Raw genomic sequence first — 21014 nt, forward strand, 5'->3', positions numbered from 1 at the left:
GTTGCCACAACCCTTCAAGGCCAAACGCCACAAAGGCGCTCTCACGCACTTACTTGGGATCTTTGCCAAGAATCGCCTTCAAGTCTTCTTTCAACGATGACATCTGGTTTGCATACTTTTCTTTGCGTTCAGCGTCTTCGATAAGTTGCACGACGGTTTCCGAAAGCGTAACGCCACGGCGGCGCGCCAGGGCAGCTAATCGTTGCCAAACCAAAAACTCCAGATCGATAGATTTTTTACGCGTATGCTGATGTTCTGCGTTAAAATGACGTTTGCGGCGGGCGCGGATTGTTTGCTTCATCCGGTTATCCAGTTCCGGATTCATATGAGCGGCAATCCATGCAAGTACCTTTACCGGCTCATTTTCCAGCTTCAGCAGCTCGTTAACCGCTTCCTGAGCAGCGCTGTTTTCAATGTAGCGGGTAATAAGCTCCCCTTCCCGGTGCTTCTTCACCAGGTACTTCCATTTCCAACCGCTCTCTAGATTTTCCAGTTGCTGATATTTCATCTTGAGCTCTTCAGTGACCGCGTAACTTCAAATAAGCATAACAGCTTTGCGCCGAATTTCCCCGGCAATTAAGCCGTCTTTTAGACTGTTTTTTGCACAGTCACCGCGTGATGTCAAACTCCCTGATGCCAACTGGCACTCCGCATGTATCAAGCCGCCGTTATTCTTGTATAATCGCCCTTTCCCTTTTTAACGATTGCATCTAACACTTTGACCAATAACCGACTTGAATGGCAATCTTTATTGCCGGACGTAACGCCTTATCAGGCGATATTTGATACCGCCGCTCAGTTGGCACCCGTGCCCTTTTCCGCCATTCAGCCTCGGCTGGAAAATGCCCTGACGCTATTTTGCCACCCTCAATCGCCACCGCGTTTCATGCTGTTGAAAGCGCAAGAAACGCGAGAGTATCTGGAACTGGTTGCTAACGCCGTCAAACCCCTGCTGCCGAAAAACACGGCATGCTGCGGCAGCCACTATGTCATTCACGATGGCAAGGTCAGCGTAGAACCGGCCAGCCGTGGCGATGAACCTTTCGCCGCCGGCGGTGCTTGCCTGTACCAGGAGTGGATTGAACCGGAACAGCTGTTTGGCTGCGTACGGATCCACAATGGCGACATTACCCTACAGCCGGGTCTGGTGCACCAGGCCAACGGCGGCATTCTGATTCTGTCGGCACGTGCGCTGCTTGCTCAGCCGTTACTGTGGCTGCGGCTGAAGCAGATGATCGGCCAGCGTGAGTTCCATTGGGTTTCGCCAGACGAAACCCGCCCGCTGCCGGTAGCCATTCCACCGATGCCGCTGGATCTTCGGCTGATTGTGGTCGGCGATCGTCACGGCCTGGCCGATTTTCACGATATCGAGCCTGAGCTGAGTGAACAAGCGATCTACGGTGAATTCGAAGACGACCTGCAGCTGACTGAAATTGATGATATGACGCAGTGGTGCGGCTACGTCAACGGCGTGATTGCCGACCAGCAGTTGCCGATGCTGGCGACCGACGCCTGGCCGCCGCTGATCGTTCAGGCAGTGCGTTACAGTGGCGACCAGGGCATCCTGCCACTTTCGCCGGTTTGGCTTGGCCAGCAACTGTCCGAAGCCGCACTGTATGCCGAAGAGGACCGCATTACGGCCAAAGCGCTTGAAGCGGCGTTAAATGCCCGCGAATGGCGTGAAAGCTATCTGGCCGAGCGTATGCAGGATGAGATCGAGCTGGGTCAGATCCTGATTGAGACCGAGGGCGAAGTGGTCGGGCAGATCAATGGTCTGTCAGTCCTGGATTATCCGGGCCATCCACGCAGCTTTGGTGAACCGTCGCGCATCAGTTGCGTTGTGCATCTCGGCGACGGCGAGTTCACCGACGTCGAGCGCAAAGCCGAACTGGGCGGCAACCTGCATGCTAAAGGCATGATGATCATGCAGGCGTTCCTGATCGCCGAGCTGGATCTTGATCAGCAACTGCCCTTCTCCGCTTCCATCGTTTTTGAGCAATCGTATGGTGAAGTGGACGGTGACAGCGCCTCGCTGGCTGAGCTGTGCGCATTGATCAGCGCCCTGTCACAGCAACCGATCACCCAGCAGATCGCCGTCACCGGCTCCGTCGACCAATTTGGCAACGTACAGCCGATAGGTGGCGTTAACGAAAAGATCGAAGGTTTCTTCGAGGTTTGTTTACGCCGCGGCCTGACGGGCAAACAGGGTGTCGTCTTGCCCGCAACCAACGTGCGCCACCTGTGCTTGCGCCAGGATATCGTCGACGCGGTACGCGAAGGGCAATTCCATCTGTGGGCGGTAGAGAGCGCGGCGGAAGCCTTGCCTTTACTCACAGGTTGCCTCTACTCTGACGAACAACAGCCGAATTTGTTGGCGACCATTCAGGAACGGATTGCGCAGGTGAGCCTGCAGGAACGCCGCCGTCCGTGGCCGCTACGCTGGCTCAACTGGTTCAACCACGGCTGATCGGACTTGTTCAGCGTACACGTGTTAGCTAACCTGCGTCCTTCATTAAAATAAGGCTTACTGAGAACATGGTAGATAAACGCGATTCCTATACGAAAGAAGACCTCGAAGCATCCGGCCGTGGCGAGCTATTCGGCGCCGGTGGCCCACCGTTGCCGGCGGGTAACATGTTGATGATGGACCGCGTGGTCAAAATGACCGAAGACGGCGGGACTCACAACAAAGGTTATGTGGAAGCGGAGCTGGATATTAATCCGGACCTATGGTTCTTCGGTTGCCACTTTATCGGCGATCCGGTCATGCCTGGCTGCCTGGGCCTGGATGCGATGTGGCAGCTGGTCGGTTTCTACCTCGGTTGGCTGGGTGGCGAAGGCAAAGGCCGCGCGCTGGGCGTCGGTGAAGTCAAGTTCACCGGCCAGGTGCTGCCAACCGCGAAGAAGGTAACCTATCGTATTAACTTCAAACGCGTCATTACCCGCAAACTGATCATGGGTGTCGCCGATGGCGAAGTGCTGGTTGACGGTGAAGTGATCTATACCGCCACCGATCTGAAAGTGGGCCTGTTCAAAGATACCACCGCATTCTAATCACGCTGGCGAGAAGGCGGCCACTGCCTTCTCTTCTAACGCTCTTCGCATGCCATCACGTCGAAACGTGATGGCATTTCTTTCTCTTACCCTTCCCGGCTTTCAAAGACTATCCGCATCTTCTTTTAGCCGCCGTCGGCGTTATGGAATATCTCATCACGTTGGCATTGATGCTGGGTGTACCTTATTTCATCACCCTTCACCGCCATAGGTCTCTACCCTATTCTTACCCGAAGCGGCCAAAGCAATAGGCAGCCTGAAAGACGGCCTCCCTCACTCCCCGCATCAGTGCAATAGCGCTTTTTTTGCATCCGGTTATTCTCTTGCCCCTCAAGATCCTCTAACATGACTAGCATAGTAACTACAATTATTGTACTTAGTGAGAAAGGTATGCAAAAAACCCGCTTTAGCGATGCACCTTGCCCCGTCGCGCGTTCATTAGATCGCGTCGGGGAATGGTGGAGCATTCTGATCCTGCGTGATGCCTTTCAGGGGTTGTCCAAATTCGACGAATTCCAACAAAGTCTGGGGATGTCACCCACGCTACTGGCGCGTCGCCTGAAGGATTTGGTGGCCCACGGCATTCTGTATAAAGAACGTTATCAAACGCGGCCGGTGCGCTATCACTACCTGCTTACTGAGCGCGGCAACGATTTTCTCCCGGTGTTGGCGGCGCTCTCACAATGGGGCAACAATCATCTGACCGACGGGGACGTCAGCGCCCTGTTGGTCGACGGACGCAACAATCGGCCGATCCAAGTCCAGTTGGTCAATCGTGATACCCAACAGCCGGTGCCGCCGCAGTTCATTACGCTGGCGCCAGGGCCGGCGGCAAGCGATGGCATATATCAACGCGCCGAACTGATGCGGCAGCGGCGCCTCGCCGATTTACCCGAATTTACCAAGGAGCCATCATGAGCAATTGTCGTATCGTCATTACCGGCATGGGCGCCGTTTCACCGCTAGGGTGCGGTATTGAAGCCATCTGGCAACGTTTGTTAAAAGGAGAATCCGGCATTCGAGCGTTGCCTGACGAGATCGTTGCAGATTTACCGGTCAAGGTCGGAGGACAAGTCCCGGCGCTGGCGCAAGATGCTGAAGCGGGCTTCAACCCCGACGCCTCCGTCGCCCCCAAGGACCAAAAGAAAATGGACCGCTTTATCCTGTTTGCTATGGCGGCGGCGGATGAAGCCATTCGTCAGGCCGGCTGGATAGCCGATACGGACGAAAAACAAGAGCGCACAGCCACCGTCATTGCCTCGGGTATTGGCGGTTTCCCGGCGATTGCCCAGGCGGTGCGCACAACCGACAGCCGCGGCGCCAAACGGCTGTCGCCGTTCACCATCCCCTCATTCCTGGTCAATCTGGCGGCCGGCCACGTTTCAATCAAACACCACTTCAAGGGGCCGATTGGCGCGCCGGTCACCGCCTGTGCCGCCGGCGTGCAAGCCATTGGCGACGCAGTGCGTATGATCCGCAATGATGAAGCCGATATCGCCGTGTGCGGCGGTACCGAAGCCGCTATAGATACCGTCAGCCTGGGCGGGTTCGCCGCCGCGCGCGCCATGTCCACCGCGCCGGCCGAATTGGCGCAACAGGCCTCTCGGCCCTTCGACAGCGCCCGGGACGGATTTGTCATGGGGGAAGGCGCCGGCATGCTGGTGATTGAAACGCTGGAACACGCGCTGGCGCGCGGCGCCACCCCGCTCGCGGAAATCGTCGGCTATGGCACCAGCGCCGACGCCTACCACATGACATCCGGCGCTGAAGACGGCAACGGCGCCTATCGGGCGATGAAAATCGCGTTGAAGCAGGCGAACGTCGTTCCCGAGGAGGTACAGCATTTAAATGCGCACGCGACATCGACACCCGTAGGGGATTTGGGCGAAATCAACGCCATCAAACACCTGTTTGGCACGGCCGGGACTGTCGCCGTGACCTCAACAAAATCAGCGACGGGGCACCTGCTGGGCGCCGCCGGCGGGCTGGAAACCATCTTTACCGCCTTGGCTCTGCGCGATCAGATAGCCCCTGCCACGCTAAATCTGGATAACCCCGATCCGGCGGCGGCAGGCTTGCATCTGGTCGCGAAACAGGCGGAATCGATGAATATGACCTACGCCTTATCAAACGGCTTCGGCTTTGGCGGCGTGAATGCGAGTATTTTGCTGAAGCGCTGGCAGGATAAATAAACGCCTGAAACAAAAACCTCCGCCAAAGGGCGGAGGTTATTCCTTTTATTTGACAGGGAGCCGCTTAAGCGGTCACAGCCCTGTCTTCCATGGCTTCTCGCCAACCTCCCAGCCATTGAGACCGGGCGTCCACCGATGATTGGTAGGGACAATGTTCCCTGGAACGCCCTAAAATACCTGCCTGATACCCTCTCGAATGCGCCCTTTCCAGACGATCGCGTTTCTGTCTCTTCATGCCTCGTTTCCCTCATTTTGGTCTGGTGGAAAGAAAACAATGGCTGCTTTTTGCGCAGCCACGAGTAATCAATAGCGCTAAAAGAAGAGAAGATCAATGCGCAAAATTCACGCCAATGTCATATTTGTGAGCTACGCCCGAGGAAAGTGCTAAGTGGCTGATCTGCCGGGGAAGGAGTTAACCAGTTGAAATGAAATAGAAATCCCTGCCAGCGAGAAAAAACGAATTTCCACGGCGACAGGGATTAGACGATTTTAGACCAAATTATGACTAAATGCCGCCCATCTGTGCGGCGATAGCCTGGGCTTCCTGCTGCCACCCCTGCGCCAGAGTGCGCACCAGGGCATCATAGCCGTCTTCACCCTGTTTCAGCTCCAGGCTGAAAGGCCGTTTGATCAAGCGCCCCTGGCGGTTCAGCACCCACTCGCCGCGAATGATCGCCTTGCCGTCAAAACGGCCGTGGAAGCCGCTGATGGTCACGTTCAGCACATCCTGATCGCTGCTCATCGGCTGCGAAGAGACCACCCAACCCGGCAGCGCGCTGCTCAGGTTGGTGACCAGCGTTTGCTGCAGCTGCTGGTCGAGCGGGCTGGCCCACAGGTTGTTCTGGGCTATCACATACTGCACGTCGTTGGTCTGATACACCACGCCGCTCTGCGCCAGATAATCCGCCACGCTCACGTGCTCCAGCCACAGCTGGCGCGTGGAGGCGCCGCTGCTGCTGGCCGCGGCCGGCGCGCCCAGCGCCGGCAACTGATAGTAAGTCTTCTGTGGCGAACTGCTGCAGGCGCTGAGCAACAGCGCCAGGGCTACCGGGATCCATTTCATCATTTCGTGGCCTTCTTCGGCTGAGGGTCATTACTGCCGGCGGCTTCAAACACCAGCGCGTTACTCTTCTCATTCAGGGTGCGCAACACCGGTTGCAGCTCACGCAAGACCTGATCGAGGCGCTGCATGTCGCCCACCATCTTGTTGTAAGCCGGCGAACCTGGCTGGAACCCTTTCATGCTGCGGTTCAACTCCAGCAGCGTTTTCTGCATGTCCTGCGGCAGCGCCTGCATCTCTTTGCTGGCGATGATGTCGTTCAACGACTTCATGGTCTGCTGCGTCGACTTCATGGTTTTCTGACTTTCCGCCAGCGTCTTGGTCGCCTCGTTGATCATCGGATTGATCGGCATCGCGTTGATCTTGTCCAGCGTCTGCATCAGTTTCTGCTGGATCTGCGCCAGACCGCCGCTGGTGGTTGGCATCAGCGGATAACCAAACAGCTCGCGCGGCCCTTTCCACGGTTTCTCCTGCGGATAGAAGTCGAGATCGATATACAGCGAACCGGTCAGCAGGTTGGCGGACTTCATCGAGGCGCGCATGCCGCGGGACTCAGCGTCTTTCAAGTGCCCTTCGATATCGAAGTTGCCGCCCAGCTGTTTCTGGAAGCGATCCGGCTCGATGCGGATCAGCACCGGAATGCGGTAATCGTTATCCAGACGCTGCGCCATGCCGTCTTTATAGAACGGTACCTGCGCCACCGTACCCAGACGGATGCCGCGGAACTCGACTGGCGCGCCCGGCTGCAGGCCGCGTACCGAGTCGGAGAAGAACAGCAGGTAATCCTTATGTACGGTATACAGCGAATCCTGCGTGCTGCGCTGGTTGTCGAACAGCTGGTACTCCGCCTTCTCTTTCGCCAGTTCGCCGCGATCCCAGCCGTCCGGCACGTCGAAGCTGACGCCGCCGCTGAACAGCGTGGTCAATGATCCCATCTCTACCCGCATGCCCTGCGCCGACATGTCAAACGCCACGCCGCTGTCTTTCCAGAAGCGCACGTTGGTGGTGACCAACTGATCGTAAGGCGCGGTGATGAACAGCTGATAGCGCATGGCGCGCGCTTTAGGATCGAAATAGCTGGTTTCCACCGACCCGACGCGATAACCGCGGAACAGCACCGGATCGCCGGCGTTAAGCTGGCCTGATTTCTCGCTGTCCAGCACGATACGCAGCCCTTTGGCATCCGGAGAGGCCAGCGGCGGCGCGTCGAGCAGCTGGTAGTTGTCTTTACCGTCTTTGCCTTTGTTGCCCGGCTGCAGTTCGATATAGGCGCCGGAGAGCAGCGTCCCAAGCCCGGAAACGCCTTCACGGCCGATCTGCGGCTTCACCACCCAGAAGGCGGAATCCTGGCGCAGCAATTTCTCCATGCCGGAATTAAGACGCGCCTGCACCATCACCTTGCTCAGGTCATCGCTCAACGTGACGGTTTCCACCACGCCGACGTCAACGCTGCGGCTTTTGATTTTGGTTTTACCCGCTTCCAGCCCTTCCGCCGTCGTAGTCACCAGCGTCACTACCGGCCCCTGATGGCTAAAGTGGTAAAACAGGATCCAGGCGCCGATCAGCGCGGTCACGATGGGAATGATCCACACCGGCGACCAGCGTTTGATCTTCTCGACGTCCGCGACGCTATGATTATTTTCCGTCACCTTGCGGCTCCTTGTTGATTGTTTCACTTGCGCGATCCCAGGTCAGCCGGGGATCAAATGTCATGGCGGCGAACATGGTGAGGATCACCACCAGCGCGAACAGCACGGCGCCCGTCGCGGGATAAATACTCATCAACTGCCCCATTCGCACCAGCGCCGACAACACGGCGATCACAAACACGTCGATCATTGACCAGCGGCCAACGAACTCGACCACTTCATAAATCAGGTGCATGCGCTCGCTGTCGGCGCGCGGTTTCTTCCTGCCGTTCGCATCCCAGCACAGCCAGCCGATCGCCAACATTTTCAGCGACGGCACCATGATACTGGCGATGAAAATCACCATCGCTACCGGATAAGAGCCGTCCCCCCACAGCAGGATCACCCCCGCCATGATGGTGGAGTTCATTTTGTTACCCAGCGCCTCGGTCACCATGATGGGCATCAGGTTGGCCGGAATATACAGCATGATGGAGGTCACCAGCAGCGCCAGCGTCCACTGCAAGCTGTGGCGGCGACGCACGTAGCCCTTGGTGTGGCAGCGCGGGCAGCTCACCTGATCGGCCGGCAGGATCGCCGTGCAGCACGCGCAGGAGCGCACGCCCTGGCGCATGCCGGTGCGTCCTACCGTCAGCGGGCGATCGAGACGCGGTGCCGGTTCGATGTCCTGCCACAGCCAGCGCCGATCCACGCATTGGAAAGCGCGCACCTGCAGCAGGCAGAACAGACAGTAAGGCACGAAGCTGCTGCCGATACCGATATCGCCATAGGCCATCAGCTTGACGAAGCTGACCAGCACCCCGGCGAGGAAAATCTCCACCATGCACCAGGTTTTGAACTGGAACAGCACCCGGGCCATCCACTCTTTCAGTCCCAGCGGCAAACGCACTTTGGCGCACAGCAGAATGATCGCCACCATGCAAAATGCCGGGATCAGCTGCACGAACACCATAAACAAGGTGGCCATGCTGGCGTAGTCTTCCGCCACCATGACTTCCGGGATTTGAATCAGCCGGATTTCGTTGCCGAGGCCGGCGACGCGCATGTTGATAAACGGGAAAATGTTGGCCAGCACCAGCATGAACAAGGCGCTGAGCGCGTAACCGATCGGCCGCTTGCGCGGTTCGTCCCAGCGGGCGCTGAGCGTGGTTTTGCAGCGCGGGCATACCGCTTTGCTGCCATAGGCCAGCGGCGGTAGCGCCACCAACATGTCGCACTGCGGGCACAGCATCAGGTTATCCTGCTGCGCCGCCGAAGGTGCGGAATGACTATGCTGCTGATGATTGTTGTGGGAACACACCATATTCCTCCTCAATAACGTTGCTCACCGGCACGTCGATACCGCCCGCAGCAGCGCGCGGGCGGTATCGCAACGGTCAGCCGTTTTTCATCGCTTCCAGCTCTTCCCAACGGGCGAAGGCCTGCTCGAGCGCCTGCTCGGCGTTAGCCAACGCCGTCAGCACTTCTTGCGTTTCGCTGTGCGGCCGCGTGAAGAAGTCGGCATCGCTCATCTGCGCCTGCAGCGCTTCGATTTCCGCTTCCAGCTGTTCGAGCCGCTGCGGCAGCTGTTCCAGCTCACGCAGCAGGTTGTAACTCAGCTTGGCCGCCGCTTTCTTCGGCTGTTCGGCCTTTTTCTCCGCCGCCGGTTTGCTCGCGCTCGGCGCCGCCTGACGAATCGGTTTCGCCGTCGCGCGCTGATGATGCGCATCGTAGTAACCGCCGACGAAGGCCTTGATCACGCCATTGCCTTCGAAAATCCAGCACTCGGTCACCGAGTTGTCGACGAACTGACGATCGTGGCTGACCAGCAGCACGGTGCCCTGATAGCCGTCGATCAGCTCTTCCAGCAGCTCCAGCGTTTCGACGTCGAGATCGTTGGTTGGTTCATCGAGGATCAGCAGATTGCTCGGTTTCAGAAACAGCTTAGCCAACAGCAGGCGGTTACGCTCACCGCCCGACAGCGCCTTCACCGGCGTCATCGCTCGCTTCGGGTGGAACAGGAAGTCCTGCAGGTAGCCCAAGACGTGGCGAGGGCGGCCGTTGACCATTACTTCCTGTTTACCTTCCGCCAGGTTGTCCATCACCGTGCGCTCAGGATCGAGATCGGCGCGGTGCTGGTCGAAATAAGCCACTTCCAGCTTGGTGCCGCAGTGCACGCGGCCGCTGTCGGCTTTCAGCTGACCGAGCATCAGTTTCAGCAGCGTGGTTTTGCCACAGCCGTTCGGCCCCACCAGCGCAATCTTGTCGCCGCGCTGCACCTGAGCGGAGAAACCGCGCACCAGCACTTTTTCGCCAACCTGATAATTGACGTCTTCCAGCTCAAATACGATTTTGCCGGAGCGAGTCGCCTCTTCCACCTGCATCTTGGCGGTGCCCATCACTTCACGGCGTTCTGAACGCTCGACGCGCAGCGCCTTCAGCGCGCGTACGCGGCCCTCGTTACGGGTACGGCGCGCTTTGATGCCCTGACGGATCCAGACCTCTTCCTGCGCCAGCTTGCGATCGAACTCGGCGTTTTGCAGCTCTTCCACCCGCAGCGCTTCTTCTTTGCTCTGCAGGTACAGATCGTAGTTGCCCGGCCAGGAAACTAGCTTACCGCGATCCAGATCGACGATGCGCGTCGCCATGTTGCGGATAAACGAACGGTCGTGCGAGATGAAGACGATGCTGCCGTCGAACTCTTTCAGGAAACCTTCCAGCCAGTCGATGGTTTCGATATCCAGGTGGTTGGTCGGTTCGTCGAGCAACAATACGCGCGGCGAGCTCACCAGAGCACGGCCCAGCGCCGCTTTACGCAGCCAGCCGCCGGACAGCGAGGAAAGTTCTGCGTCGCCGTTCAACCCCAGCTGCAGCAGCACTTCGCTGATGCGACTGTCGAGCTGCCAGAGTCCCTGGTGATCGAGGATCTCCATGATTTGCGCCATGCGCGCCAGGTTTTTCTCGCTCGGATCGCTTTCCACCAGGTGGGAAATCGCATGATACGCCTTCAGGTGTTCTGCCTGCTCCGCAACGCCTTCCGCCACGAAGTCGAACACGCTGCCGCCGATATTGCGCGGCGGATCCTGTTGCAGACGCGCCACGATCAGATCCTGTTCGTAGATCACCCGGCCGTCATCCAGCGGGATCTCTTTGCCGAGGATCTTCAGCAGCGTAGATTTACCGGCGCCGTTGCGCCCGACCAGACACACGCGCTCGTTGTCTTCGATATGAATTTCGGTGTTGTCTAACAGTGGCGCATCGCTGAAAGAAAGCCAGGCGCCGGACATGCTGATTAACGACATAGTAATTATTTTCCTTCGCCGGCGTGAGTCACCAGCCAGCAGTTGTGGATCTGACGGTTACGGGCAAAGTCCTGCGACAGCGTCTTGGCGGTGATCTCTTTCGCCTCCAGGCCCAGCGCACTCAGCCCTGCCATATCCATTTGGAAACCGCGCTTGTTGTTCGAGAACATGATGGTCCCGTTGCGGCGCAGCAACCGTTTCAAATCTTTCATCAGCGCCAGGTGATCGCGCTGCACGTCAAAGGTGTTCTCCATCCGCTTGGAGTTGGAGAAGGTCGGCGGATCGATGAAGATCACGTCGAACTGTTCGTTGGCGTTGCTCAACCACGACAGGCAGTCGGCCTGGATCAGCCGGTGCTGGCGGCCGGTCAGGCCGTTGGCGCGCAGGTTCTTCTCCGCCCATTCCAGATAGGTACGCGACATGTCCACCGTGGTGGTGCTGCGCGCGCCGCCCAGCCCGGCGTGCACGCTGGCGGTGCCGGTATAGGCGAACAGGTTGAGGAAGTCCTTGCCGTTGCTCATCTCGCCCAGCATACGGCGCGCGATGCGGTGATCGAGGAACAGGCCGGTATCGAGATAGTCGGTCAGATTGACCCACAGCTTGGCGTTATACTCTTCCACCAGCAGGAACTCGCCTTTCTGCGCCAGTTTCTCGTACTGGTTTTTACCCTTCTGCCGCTCGCGCGTTTTCAGGATCAGCTGATTCGACGGTAATTCCAGCACCGCCAGCGTCGCGTTGATCACATCGAACAGGCGCTGACGCGCTTTTTGCGCATCGACGGTTTTCGGCGGCGCATACTCCTGCACCACCACCTTGCTGCCGTAGCGGTCCACCGCGACGTTGTATTCTGGCAGATCGGCATCGTACAGGCGGTAGCATTCAATGCCCTGCTGTTTCGCCCACTTGTCGAGCTTCTTCAAGTTCTTGCGCAGACGGTTGGCGAAATCTTCCGCCACCTGCACGCCGCCGGTAGTGGCGCCGGCCGGGTTCGCCGCCAGCTGATAGTTTTTCTGCACGCACTCCAGCGGGCCGTTTTTCGCCTTGAACTGGCGCTCGGCGCGCAGCTGCAGGCAGCTCAACAGCTCCGGCGAGGCGCTGAACAGCGAAAGCTGCCAGCCACCGAAGGCGCTTTTCATCACGCGGCCCAGCATGTTGTGCAGCGCGATCAGCGCCGGTTCGCTTTCCAGACGCTCACCGTACGGCGGGTTGCTGATCACGGTGCCGTGCGGGCCTTCCGGCAGCGGATTGGTCAAGCGCGCCACGTCACCGACGTTGAAGGTGATCAGCTCGGCGACGCCGGCGCGGCGGGCGTTGCCGCGCGCCATTTCAATCACCCGACGATCGATGTCGGAGCCGAAGAAGCGCGAGGCGGTTTCCTGCAGGCCGCAGCGTGCGCGCACCTGCGCTTCGGTGGTGACTTCACGCCACAGTTCGGCGTTATGGCCGTTCCAGGCGCTGAAGCCCCAGTGTTGGCGGTGCAGGCCCGGCGCGCGATCGGCGGCGATCATTGCCGCTTCGATCAAGAGCGTGCCGGAACCGCACATCGGATCGAGCATCGGCGTGCCCGGCTGCCAGCCGGAACGCAGCACGATGGCGGCCGCCAGGTTTTCCTTCAGCGGCGCCTGGCCGGTGAGATCGCGGTAGCCGCGTTGGTGCAGGCCTTCGCCGCTCAGATCGAGCGCCACGCTGGCCATATCGCGTTGCAGGAAGACGTTAACGCGAATATCCGGCTGCTGCTTGGCAACCGTCGGGCGTTGGTCGAGTTTACGGGTGAAGCTGTCGACGATGGCGTCTTTCACCTTCAGCGCGCCATATTGGCTGTTGCGGATCTCTTCGTTCACGCCGCTGAAATGCACGGCAAAGGTTTTATCCACGCCAAAAATACTCGGCCAGTCGATCGCCTGCACCCCAAGGTACAGATCCAGATCGCTGTGCACGCGGAATTCGTTCAGCGGCAACAGAATGCGCGAAGCCAGGCGGCTCCATAGCAGGCTTTGGTACAGAAGACGATCGTCACCCTGAAAATGTACCCCACCCTGCACCACTTTGCAGTCGTGAGCGCCAAGCGCTTCCAGCTCGCTTTTTAACAGTTCTTCCAATCCACGCGCCGTGCTGGCAAACAGAGAGTTCATATCGTGCTTATCACCAAAAAGAAAATTGTTGCGCATTATAGCTAATCCGCACCGCTTGTCATAAAGTTGCTCCCTTCTATTTAATAATCGCACGGAGATAAGGGTGATCACGCTTTCCAGACTCTACGTACATCCGGTTAAATCATTGCGTGGCCTGCAGCTTTCTTACGCCCAGGTCGGCAGCAGCGGTCTGGCTTTCGACCGCAACTTTATGATCACCGAGCCGGATGGCACCTTTATTACCGCACGCCAATACCCACAGATGGTGCTGTTCACGCCGGCGCTGCTGCCGGACGGGCTATTCCTGACCGCGCCGGACGGCGAAAGCGCCGCCATTCGCTTCAGCGACTTCGCCACCGCGCCGCAGCCGACCGAGGTATGGGGCAACCATTTCACCGCGCTGATCGCGCCGGATGAGATCAACCGCTGGCTGAGCGGCTATTTCCAGCGTGACGTGCAGCTGCGCTGGCTGGGGCCGGAGTTGACCCGCCGGGTGAAGAAGCACCCCGAAATCCCGCTGACGTTTGCCGACGGCTATCCTTATTTGCTGATTAACCAGGCTTCGTTCAACGATCTGCAGCAGCGTTGCCCCGGCAGCATCAAGCTGGAGCAGTTCCGCCCCAATCTGGTGGTGAGCGGCGCAACCGCCTGGGCCGAGGACGGCTGGCAGGTGATCCGCGTCGGTGACGTGATGTTCGATCTGGTGAAACCCTGCAGCCGCTGCGTGCTCACCACCGTCAGCACCGAGCGCGGCCGCAAGCATCCGAGCGGCGAACCGCTGAGCACGCTGCAAAAATTCCGTTCCGCCGACAACGGCGACATCGATTTTGGCCAGAATATGATCGCGCGTAACAGCGGCATCATTCGCGTGGGCGATACGGTGGAAGTGCTGTCGACTAAGCCGCCGCGCCCTTATGGCGCCGGGAAAGTGGTGGAGAGCGTGCAAGCGCCGCAAGACAGCGAGCACAGCGTCACTATCGAATATGAAGGCAAGGTGTTTACCGGCAATAACCAGCAGATCCTGCTCGAACAGTTGGAACAGCAAGGCATTCGCGTACCTTACTCCTGTCGCGCCGGGATTTGCGGCAGCTGCCGCATTACGTTGTTGAGCGGTGAGGTCGCGCCCCTGAAGAAAAGCGCGCTGGGCGACAACGGCACCATCCTGTGCTGCAGCTGCATCCCGAAAAGTGATTTGACGTTGGCGTAATCCGCCTTATACCGCCCTGTCGTAAGCCGGGGCGGCGCTTTCATCCTGCGCGCAGGGTTTCAGCCGATCGTGCATCACCTTGATGGCATCGCCCAATACCATGGTACGGCCAGCGACCATCAGCTGATTTTGCGCCAGCAGGCACAGGCTGGCGTTATCCCCGGCCTCCACCACCAGCAAACGCGCTTCCGCGCCGCTTTCCATCACTTTCACCGCCGCCAGCTCGCCGTTTTTCGGCTGCAACGGGTAGTGTTGCTGCGAGAAATGCCAGCTCTTCGGCATCAGCGGTTTCAGGAAGCGGTAGGCGACCAGCGCATTCAACACCAGCTCGGCCCGCTGTTCATGGCTAAGCTTGACCTGTTTGCACTGTTCTTCATAAGTGAAATAAAGGGCGGCGTCATCCACGCAAAAAGCGCATTCATCGAAGGCGTCCGGCGTTAACATTTTGGCCGGGAAACGTGAACGGAAGATCATACCATTAGCTAAATCCAGCATTAGCCGATCGTGTTCGGCATCAAAATACCAACGCCAATTATCGTCAGGTTTTATCTTCATTTCGTATCCTTCTCGCTGCCTATGCCAACGCCGCACTCACCCTAAAAGGCGATTTTATCACCGATAAAATAGCTTAAACATCGGATAATTCCGCGAACGATATTTATGCTAACGAACAAAATATAGACGAGCCGGGGGCAGAAATAAACCCCCGGAATAAAATGAGAGGAAAAATATTAGATATGGGTAACGATATCTTTAATCAAACGCGGGCCGTGATAGATAAATCCGGAATAAATTTGCAGCAGGCTCGCGCCGGCCTCCATTTTTTCGCGCGCCGCCGTCAGCGAATCGATGCCGCCCACGCCGATAATCGGCAGACGCCCTTGCAGTTCAGTGGAGAGACGACGGATCACTTCGGTGCTGCGTGATTGCAACGGACGCCCACTTAACCCGCCCGCTTGTTCGCAGTAATTTAACCCTTGGATCAATTTTCGATCCAATGTGGTATTGGTGGCGATCACGCCATCGATATTATGCCGCACCAGGCTGTCTGCAATTTGGATCAATTCTTCTTCTGAAAGATCCGGCGCGATCTTTACCGCCACCGGCACATATTTGTGATGGCGCGCATGTAATTCCTGCTGCTTATTTTTAATCGCAGCCAAAAGATCGTCCAGCGCTTCGCCATACTGTAAGGATCGTAACCCCGGCGTATTCGGTGAAGAGATGTTAATCGCGATATAACCGGCATACGGATAAACTTTATCCATGCAGATCAAATAATCGTCTTTACCCTGTTCAACCGGGGTGTCTTTATTCTTGCCGATATTGATCCCAAGAATGCCGCCGAAATGGGATTTCTTAACGTTTTCAACCAGATTGTCCACGCCATGGTTATTGAACCCCATGCGGTTAATCAGGCCTTCCGCCTCAACCACGCGGAACAAGCGCGGCTTGTCGTTGCCCGGTTGCGGACGCGGCGTCACGGTGCCGACTTCCACATGGCCGAAGCCCATCGCGCCGAACGCATCGATGCATTCGCCGTTTTTATCCAGACCGGCGGCCAATCCCAGCGGGTTTTTAAACGACAGCCCCATGCAGCTGACCGGTTTGGTCGGCACGGACTGACGGACAAGAAACGCTAATGGGGTGCCGGTAATACGGCTGAGCTGACGAAAGGTCACTTCGTGCGCGCGCTCCGGATCGAGCTGGAACAACGCTTTCCTGATGAGGGGGTAGTACATGGACTCTCCTGATTTCCCGGTTGCAAACCGGGGGCGTATTATCCGGTATCCCCCGCCTAATTGGAATTGATTAAAGGCAAAAAAAGCCGTTTTTACGCAATCGTTTTCCCACTTCACCGCCAAATCGGCGCCAATCCGCTTTTGCGCATATCCAAATCAAAAAATGAGATTTAAACAACGCGCCCGGTTGCTGGTAGGTTTAAAACACTTCCCATTGATTTTCTAATTAAACCTAACTTTTAGTTATAAGGAGTGGCAATGCGCGTTATATCACTGGCTGGTAGCCCACGTATCCCATCACGTTCCGCCGCGCTGCTCTCGCTGAGTCAGAACTGGCTGCGGCAGCAAGGGGTGGAAGTGACGGCCTATACCCTGCACGACTTTGACGCCGAAGACCTGCTGTACGCCAACTTCAACAGTCCGGCGATCAAGGCGTTTGCCGAGCAGCTGGCGCAGGCCGACGGCCTGCTGATTTCCACGCCGGTTTATAAAGCGTCGTTCTCCGGCGCGCTGAAAACCCTGCTGGACCTGCTGCCGGAACGCGCACTGGATCATAAGGTGGTGCTGCCGCTGGCGACCGGCGGTTCCGTCGGCCACATGCTGGCGGTGGACTATGCGCTGAAACCGGTGCTGGCGGCGCTGAAAGCGCAAGAGGTGCTGCACGGCGTGTTCGCCGACGACAGCCAGATCCAACTGACCGGCGAAAGCGCCACGCTCACCGACGCCGTGGCCGCCCGGTTGGAAGAGGCGCTCGCCAGTTTCTATTTGGCGCTTGGCCGCCGCAAACCGCCCGCGCTGCGCGTCGCCTCGCCGCTGACGGCGCGTCAAACCGCCTGACATGCCTGGAAAAGGAGGGCCTGAATGAAACAACGCAACGCTTTGCGACGTTGGCTGAGCACCGCGGCCTTCACCGGCCTGCTGTCGCTGGTCTGGGCCAACGCCGCCGTCGCGCAGGATCCGGCGCAATTTCGCATCGGTTACCAGAAAGGATCGGTGAGTCTGGTGCTGGCGAAAAGCCACCGGCTGCTGGAGGAACGCTTCCCCGCCACCCGCATCAGTTGGATTGAATTTCCCGCCGGCCCGCAGATGCTGGAGGCCTTGAACGTCGGCAGCATCGATCTGGGCAGCACCGGTGATATTCCGCCGATCTTTGCGCAGGCCGCCGGCGCGGATCTGCTGTATGTCGGCGTTGAGCCGCCCAAACCGAAGGCCGAAGTAATCCTGGTGCCGGAAAATAGCCCGATCAAAACCGTCGCCGATCTGAAAGGCCATAAGGTCGCGTTCCAGAAAGGATCCAGCTCACATAACCTGCTGTTGCGATCGCTGCAAAAGGCCGGACTGAAATTTACGGATATCCAGCCCGCCTATTTGACGCCCGCCGATGCGCGCGCCGCATTCCAGCAGGGCAACGTCGATGCCTGGGCTATCTGGGATCCTTATTATTCCGCCGCGCTGCTGCAGGGCGGCGTGCGGGTGCTCGGCGACGGCACCGATCTGAACCAGACCGGTTCCTTCTATCTGGCGGCGCGCCCCTATGTCGAAGCCAATGGCGCCTTTATCAGCCAGGTCCTGACGGTGCTAACCCAGGCCGATGCACTCACCCGCAGCGACCGGGCGCAAAGCGTGACCCTGCTGGCCAACGCCATGGGGCTGCCGGAACCGGTGATCGCCAGCTATCTGGATCACCGCCCCCCGACCGCCATCACACCGCTAGATGCGCATACGATCGCCGCGCAGCAGCAAACCGCCGACCTGTTTTACGCCAACCGGTTGGTGCCGGTGAAGGTCGACATCTCGCAACGCATCTGGCGCCCAAGCGCGCAATAAATACGGGGGAACATTGACGATGAGCCTGAACGTTTTCTGGTTTTTACCCACCCATGGCGACGGCCACTATCTTGGCAGCGCGCAGGGCGCTCGCAGCGTCGATCACGGTTACTTGCAGCAGATCGCCCAGGCGGCGGATCGGCTGGGATTCGGCGGTGTGCTGATCCCCACCGGTCGCTCTTGCGAAGACTCTTGGCTGGTGGCCGCCTCGCTGATCCCGGTCACCCAGCGGCTGAAATTTTTGGTCGCGTTGCGGCCGGGCATCATCTCCCCTACGCTGGCGGCGCGTCAGGCGGCGACGCTGGATCGCCTGTCCAACGGGCGCGCGCTGTTCAATCTGGTCACCGGCGGCGATCCGGAAGAGCTGGCGGCGGAGGGGTTACATCTCAGTCATGAAGAGCGTTACGAGGCCTCGACCGAGTTCACTCATATCTGGCGCCGGGTACTGGAAGGCGAAACCGTCGATTTCGACGGCAAGCATATTCAGGTGAAAGGGGCCAAGCTGCTGTTCCCGCCGGTGCAGCAACCGCGCCCGCCGCTCTATTTCGGCGGATCCTCCGCCGCCGCGCAGGATCTGGCCGCCGAGCAGGTAGAAATGTACCTCACCTGGGGAGAGCCGCCGGCGCAGGTCAAAGAGAAGATCGAAGAGGTGCGCGCCAAAGCGGCGGCGAAGGGCCGACAGGTGCGTTTCGGCATCCGTCTGCATGTCATCGTGCGGGAAACCACCGAAGAGGCCTGGCGCGCCGCCGATCGGCTGATCGCCCACCTCGATGAGGAAACCATCGTCAACGCGCAGCAGGCCTTTGCGCGCTTCGACTCCGTCGGCCAACGGCGCATGGCGGCGCTGCACGGCGGCAAGAAGGACAACCTGGAGATCAGCCCGAACCTGTGGGCCGGCATCGGCCTGGTGCGCGGCGGCGCCGGCACCGCGCTGGTGGGCGATGGCCCGACGGTCGCGGCGCGCATGCAGGAATACGCCGATCTGGGCATCGACACCTTTATTCTCTCCGGCTATCCGCATCTGGAAGAGGCCTACCGCGTCGGAGAACTGCTGTTCCCTCACCTCGATCTGGCGCAGGAAGAAACGCCTGCGCGCCTTCAGCCGGTGCGCCCGCAGGGCGAAGTGGTGGCCAACATTTATGTTCCGCAAAAAGTGTCGCAGAGCTGAGGAGCACCCCGATGGCAAATAACGTACAACGCATCCTGTATCGGCTGGCTCCCTGGGCGCTGCCGTTGGCGCTGGTGATCCTCTGGCAAATCGCCGTCGAAACTGGCTGGCTGTCCAACCGCATTTTGCCGGCGCCGAGCGCGGTGCTCGCCGCCTTCTGGCGCCTGAGCCAAAGCGGCGAGCTGTGGCAGCACCTGAGCATCAGTAGCCAGCGCGCGTTGATCGGCTTTGCCATCGGCGGCAGCATCGGACTGATCCTCGGCTTTATTACCGGGCTGTCGCGCTGGGGTGAACGCCTGTTGGACAGTTCGGTGCAAATGATCCGCAACGTGCCGCACCTGGCGCTGATCCCGCTGGTGATCCTGTGGTTCGGCATCGATGAGTCCGCCAAGATCTTTCTGGTGGCGCTCGGCACGTTGTTCCCGATTTATCTCAATACCTATCACGGTATCAAAAACATCGATCGCGGCCTGCTGGAGATGGCGCGCAGCTACGGTCTGAGCGGTTTTCGCCTGTTTACACAGGTGGTGCTGCCAGGCGCGCTGCCGTCGATTATGGTCGGCGTGCGTTTCGCTCTCGGCTTCATGTGGCTGACGCTGATCGTCGCCGAAACCATTTCGGCCAATTCGGGCATCGGCTACCTGGCGATGAACGCGCGTGAATTCCTGCAAACCGACGTGGTGGTGGTGGCGATCGTGCTGTACGCCCTGCTCGGCAAGCTGGCGGACGTGGGCGCGCAGCTGCTTGAGCGCGTCTGGTTGCGCTGGCATCCGGCCTATCAACTGAAACAGGGAGAAGCGCTATGACCCTTCCCGCTCGCCTTGCCCAAGGCACACCAGTGACGCTGGAATCCATCGGCAAACGTTACGGCAACCGCACGGTGCTGGACAATATCCAGCTGCGCATTTCCGCCGGGCAGTTCGTGGCGGTAGTCGGCCGCAGCGGCTGCGGCAAAAGCACCCTGCTGCGCCTGTTGGCCGGCCTGGAACAGGCCAGCAGCGGCGCGCTGCTCAGCGGCAACGCGCCGCTTGCCGCCACCAAAGAGGATACCCGGTTGATGTTTCAGGACGCACGCCTGCTGCCGTGGAAAACGGTGATAGACAACGTGGGCCTGGGGCTGCGCGGCCACTGGCGCGACGCGGCGCTACAGGCGCTGGACGCAGTCGGTTTGGCGGATCGCGCCCGCGACTGGCCGGCGGCGCTGTCCGGCGGACAAAAGCAGCGGGTCGCCCTGGCGCGCGCGCTGATCCACCGCCCTCGCCTGCTGCTGCTGGACGAACCGCTCGGGGCGCTGGACGCCCTGACGCGCATCGAGATGCAAGGGCTGATAGAGACGCTGTGGCAACAACACGGTTTTACCGTACTGCTGGTCACGCATGACGTCAGCGAAGCCATCGCGCTGGCGGATCGGGTGATCCTGATCGAAGAGGGACATATCGGGCTGGATCTCACCATCGATCTGCCGCGGCCACGCCGAAAAGGCTCGGCCCGGCTGGCGGAACTGGAGGCCGAAGTGCTGGAACGGGTGTTATCGCCGCCGGTCACCGCGGCCAGCCCTCGTCAGGCAGCGAATTGAACGGATAAAAAATCTATGGTCACCCCCGTTTTTGCAACACCGATTTTGATTTATGATGGGCTTGCTTAAATCTATACGGCGTCTGATGGGTAACACTGCGTTACCCGCGCCACGATGAAGTCCGCA

The 21014-nt window shown here is 59.0% G+C and carries 19 protein-coding genes; 10 read left to right on the plus strand and 9 right to left on the minus strand.

From position 1 onward, the window contains the following. Positions 1–49: 49 nt before the first annotated feature. Positions 50–508 (minus strand): macrodomain Ter protein MatP, encoded by a 459-nt coding sequence (gene matP, locus ACJ8IL_RS17995; RefSeq protein ID WP_004928138.1) that lies wholly within the window; start codon positions 506–508, stop codon positions 50–52. Between the two features lie 210 nt (positions 509–718). Between matP and ACJ8IL_RS18000 the strand changes: the two genes are divergently transcribed. From ACJ8IL_RS18000 to fabF, 4 genes are all read left to right on the plus strand, one after another. Further along, on the plus strand, positions 719–2467 hold the full coding sequence (locus ACJ8IL_RS18000) for an AAA family ATPase (protein ID WP_442516711.1): 1749 nt from the start codon (positions 719–721) through the stop codon (positions 2465–2467). Between the two features lie 68 nt (positions 2468–2535). After that, a complete protein-coding gene (fabA, locus tag ACJ8IL_RS18005) occupies positions 2536–3054 on the plus strand; it encodes a bifunctional 3-hydroxydecanoyl-ACP dehydratase/trans-2-decenoyl-ACP isomerase (RefSeq protein ID WP_004928144.1) in 519 nt (172 codons plus the stop codon). A 390-nt stretch (positions 3055–3444) separates the two neighbouring features. Continuing rightward, complete coding sequence (locus ACJ8IL_RS18010; RefSeq protein WP_099817386.1) at positions 3445–3972, plus strand: winged helix-turn-helix transcriptional regulator; 528 nt, start codon at positions 3445–3447, stop codon at positions 3970–3972. Continuing rightward, positions 3969–5246, plus strand: coding sequence for a beta-ketoacyl-ACP synthase II (fabF, locus tag ACJ8IL_RS18015; protein WP_025302307.1), 1278 nt, complete (start codon positions 3969–3971; stop codon positions 5244–5246). The genes ACJ8IL_RS18010 and fabF overlap by 4 nt, the downstream gene beginning before the upstream one ends. A 64-nt stretch (positions 5247–5310) precedes the next feature. Here the strand turns inward: fabF and rmf are convergent, their stop codons facing one another. From rmf to rlmKL, 6 genes are all read right to left on the minus strand, one after another. Beyond that, positions 5311–5481 carry a ribosome modulation factor gene (rmf, locus tag ACJ8IL_RS18020; protein WP_004928150.1) on the minus strand — a complete coding sequence of 57 codons (171 nt, stop codon included), beginning with the start codon at positions 5479–5481 and terminating at the stop codon, positions 5311–5313. A 270-nt stretch (positions 5482–5751) separates the two neighbouring features. Continuing rightward, the gene (pqiC, locus tag ACJ8IL_RS18025; RefSeq protein WP_043137613.1) at positions 5752–6312 is read right to left on the minus strand and encodes a membrane integrity-associated transporter subunit PqiC; all 561 of its coding nucleotides are present in this window, start codon (positions 6310–6312) and stop codon (positions 5752–5754) included. Further along, positions 6309–7955, minus strand: coding sequence for an intermembrane transport protein PqiB (gene pqiB, locus ACJ8IL_RS18030; protein WP_025302305.1), 1647 nt, complete (start codon positions 7953–7955; stop codon positions 6309–6311). Before pqiB ends, pqiC begins: the two co-directional genes overlap by 4 nt. After that, complete coding sequence (gene pqiA / locus ACJ8IL_RS18035) at positions 7942–9258, minus strand: membrane integrity-associated transporter subunit PqiA (protein ID WP_071826107.1); 1317 nt, start codon at positions 9256–9258, stop codon at positions 7942–7944. The genes pqiB and pqiA overlap by 14 nt, the downstream gene beginning before the upstream one ends. A 73-nt stretch (positions 9259–9331) precedes the next feature. After that, positions 9332–11236, minus strand: a complete 1905-nt coding sequence (locus ACJ8IL_RS18040) for an ABC transporter ATP-binding protein (protein ID WP_025302303.1) — start codon at positions 11234–11236, stop codon at positions 9332–9334. 5 nt (positions 11237–11241) lie between these two features. Further along, the gene (rlmKL, locus tag ACJ8IL_RS18045; RefSeq protein WP_442516712.1) at positions 11242–13368 is read right to left on the minus strand and encodes a bifunctional 23S rRNA (guanine(2069)-N(7))-methyltransferase RlmK/23S rRNA (guanine(2445)-N(2))-methyltransferase RlmL; all 2127 of its coding nucleotides are present in this window, start codon (positions 13366–13368) and stop codon (positions 11242–11244) included. A gap of 103 nt (positions 13369–13471) precedes the next feature. Between rlmKL and ACJ8IL_RS18050 the strand changes: the two genes are divergently transcribed. Continuing rightward, the gene (locus ACJ8IL_RS18050) at positions 13472–14575 is read left to right on the plus strand and encodes a YcbX family protein (protein ID WP_442516713.1); all 1104 of its coding nucleotides are present in this window, start codon (positions 13472–13474) and stop codon (positions 14573–14575) included. Positions 14576–14581: 6 nt separating this feature from the next. Here ACJ8IL_RS18050 and ACJ8IL_RS18055 read toward each other — a convergent pair whose 3' ends face one another. Further along, positions 14582–15130 carry a cell division protein ZapC gene (locus ACJ8IL_RS18055; RefSeq protein WP_442516714.1) on the minus strand — a complete coding sequence of 183 codons (549 nt, stop codon included), beginning with the start codon at positions 15128–15130 and terminating at the stop codon, positions 14582–14584. 176 nt (positions 15131–15306) lie between these two features. Then, positions 15307–16317 carry a quinone-dependent dihydroorotate dehydrogenase gene (pyrD, locus tag ACJ8IL_RS18060; RefSeq protein ID WP_019454516.1) on the minus strand — a complete coding sequence of 337 codons (1011 nt, stop codon included), beginning with the start codon at positions 16315–16317 and terminating at the stop codon, positions 15307–15309. Between the two features lie 258 nt (positions 16318–16575). On the opposite strand from pyrD, the gene ssuE reads away from it, so the two are divergent. Genes ssuE through ssuB form a run of 5 tightly spaced genes read left to right on the plus strand, consistent with a single transcriptional unit; the run spans position 16576 to position 20888 of the window. Next, positions 16576–17154 (plus strand): NADPH-dependent FMN reductase, encoded by a 579-nt coding sequence (gene ssuE, locus ACJ8IL_RS18065; RefSeq protein ID WP_043137622.1) that lies wholly within the window; start codon positions 16576–16578, stop codon positions 17152–17154. A gap of 24 nt (positions 17155–17178) precedes the next feature. After that, positions 17179–18144 carry a sulfonate ABC transporter substrate-binding protein gene (locus ACJ8IL_RS18070; RefSeq protein ID WP_147823337.1) on the plus strand — a complete coding sequence of 322 codons (966 nt, stop codon included), beginning with the start codon at positions 17179–17181 and terminating at the stop codon, positions 18142–18144. A 19-nt stretch (positions 18145–18163) separates the two neighbouring features. Continuing rightward, positions 18164–19312 carry an FMNH2-dependent alkanesulfonate monooxygenase gene (gene ssuD / locus ACJ8IL_RS18075; protein ID WP_442516715.1) on the plus strand — a complete coding sequence of 383 codons (1149 nt, stop codon included), beginning with the start codon at positions 18164–18166 and terminating at the stop codon, positions 19310–19312. 11 nt (positions 19313–19323) lie between these two features. Beyond that, a complete protein-coding gene (gene ssuC / locus ACJ8IL_RS18080) occupies positions 19324–20118 on the plus strand; it encodes an aliphatic sulfonate ABC transporter permease SsuC (protein ID WP_167324982.1) in 795 nt (264 codons plus the stop codon). Continuing rightward, the gene (gene ssuB, locus ACJ8IL_RS18085) at positions 20115–20888 is read left to right on the plus strand and encodes an aliphatic sulfonates ABC transporter ATP-binding protein (RefSeq protein ID WP_442516716.1); all 774 of its coding nucleotides are present in this window, start codon (positions 20115–20117) and stop codon (positions 20886–20888) included. Before ssuC ends, ssuB begins: the two co-directional genes overlap by 4 nt. Positions 20889–21014 lie beyond the last annotated feature (126 nt).

Origin of the sequence: Serratia sp. CY47444 (assembly GCF_052168635.1) — a bacterium.
Classification (GTDB): Bacteria; Pseudomonadota; Gammaproteobacteria; order Enterobacterales; family Enterobacteriaceae; genus Serratia; species Serratia bockelmannii.

Coding starts and splice junctions, on each gene's coding strand:
- pyrD (WP_019454516.1), bottom strand. CDS start 16,317: ATGTACTACCCCCTCATCAGGAAAGCGTTGTTCCAGCTCGATCCGGAG.
- rlmKL (WP_442516712.1), bottom strand. CDS start 13,368: ATGAACTCTCTGTTTGCCAGCACGGCGCGTGGATTGGAAGAACTGTTA.
- ACJ8IL_RS18055 (WP_442516714.1), bottom strand. CDS start 15,130: ATGAAGATAAAACCTGACGATAATTGGCGTTGGTATTTTGATGCCGAA.
- fabF (WP_025302307.1), top strand. CDS start 3,969: ATGAGCAATTGTCGTATCGTCATTACCGGCATGGGCGCCGTTTCACCG.
- pqiC (WP_043137613.1), bottom strand. CDS start 6,312: ATGATGAAATGGATCCCGGTAGCCCTGGCGCTGTTGCTCAGCGCCTGC.
- fabA (WP_004928144.1), top strand. CDS start 2,536: ATGGTAGATAAACGCGATTCCTATACGAAAGAAGACCTCGAAGCATCC.
- pqiA (WP_071826107.1), bottom strand. CDS start 9,258: ATGGTGTGTTCCCACAACAATCATCAGCAGCATAGTCATTCCGCACCT.
- ACJ8IL_RS18040 (WP_025302303.1), bottom strand. CDS start 11,236: ATGTCGTTAATCAGCATGTCCGGCGCCTGGCTTTCTTTCAGCGATGCG.
- ssuB (WP_442516716.1), top strand. CDS start 20,115: ATGACCCTTCCCGCTCGCCTTGCCCAAGGCACACCAGTGACGCTGGAA.
- ssuE (WP_043137622.1), top strand. CDS start 16,576: ATGCGCGTTATATCACTGGCTGGTAGCCCACGTATCCCATCACGTTCC.
- matP (WP_004928138.1), bottom strand. CDS start 508: ATGAAATATCAGCAACTGGAAAATCTAGAGAGCGGTTGGAAATGGAAG.
- rmf (WP_004928150.1), bottom strand. CDS start 5,481: ATGAAGAGACAGAAACGCGATCGTCTGGAAAGGGCGCATTCGAGAGGG.
- ssuC (WP_167324982.1), top strand. CDS start 19,324: ATGGCAAATAACGTACAACGCATCCTGTATCGGCTGGCTCCCTGGGCG.
- ssuD (WP_442516715.1), top strand. CDS start 18,164: ATGAGCCTGAACGTTTTCTGGTTTTTACCCACCCATGGCGACGGCCAC.
- ACJ8IL_RS18070 (WP_147823337.1), top strand. CDS start 17,179: ATGAAACAACGCAACGCTTTGCGACGTTGGCTGAGCACCGCGGCCTTC.
- ACJ8IL_RS18010 (WP_099817386.1), top strand. CDS start 3,445: ATGCAAAAAACCCGCTTTAGCGATGCACCTTGCCCCGTCGCGCGTTCA.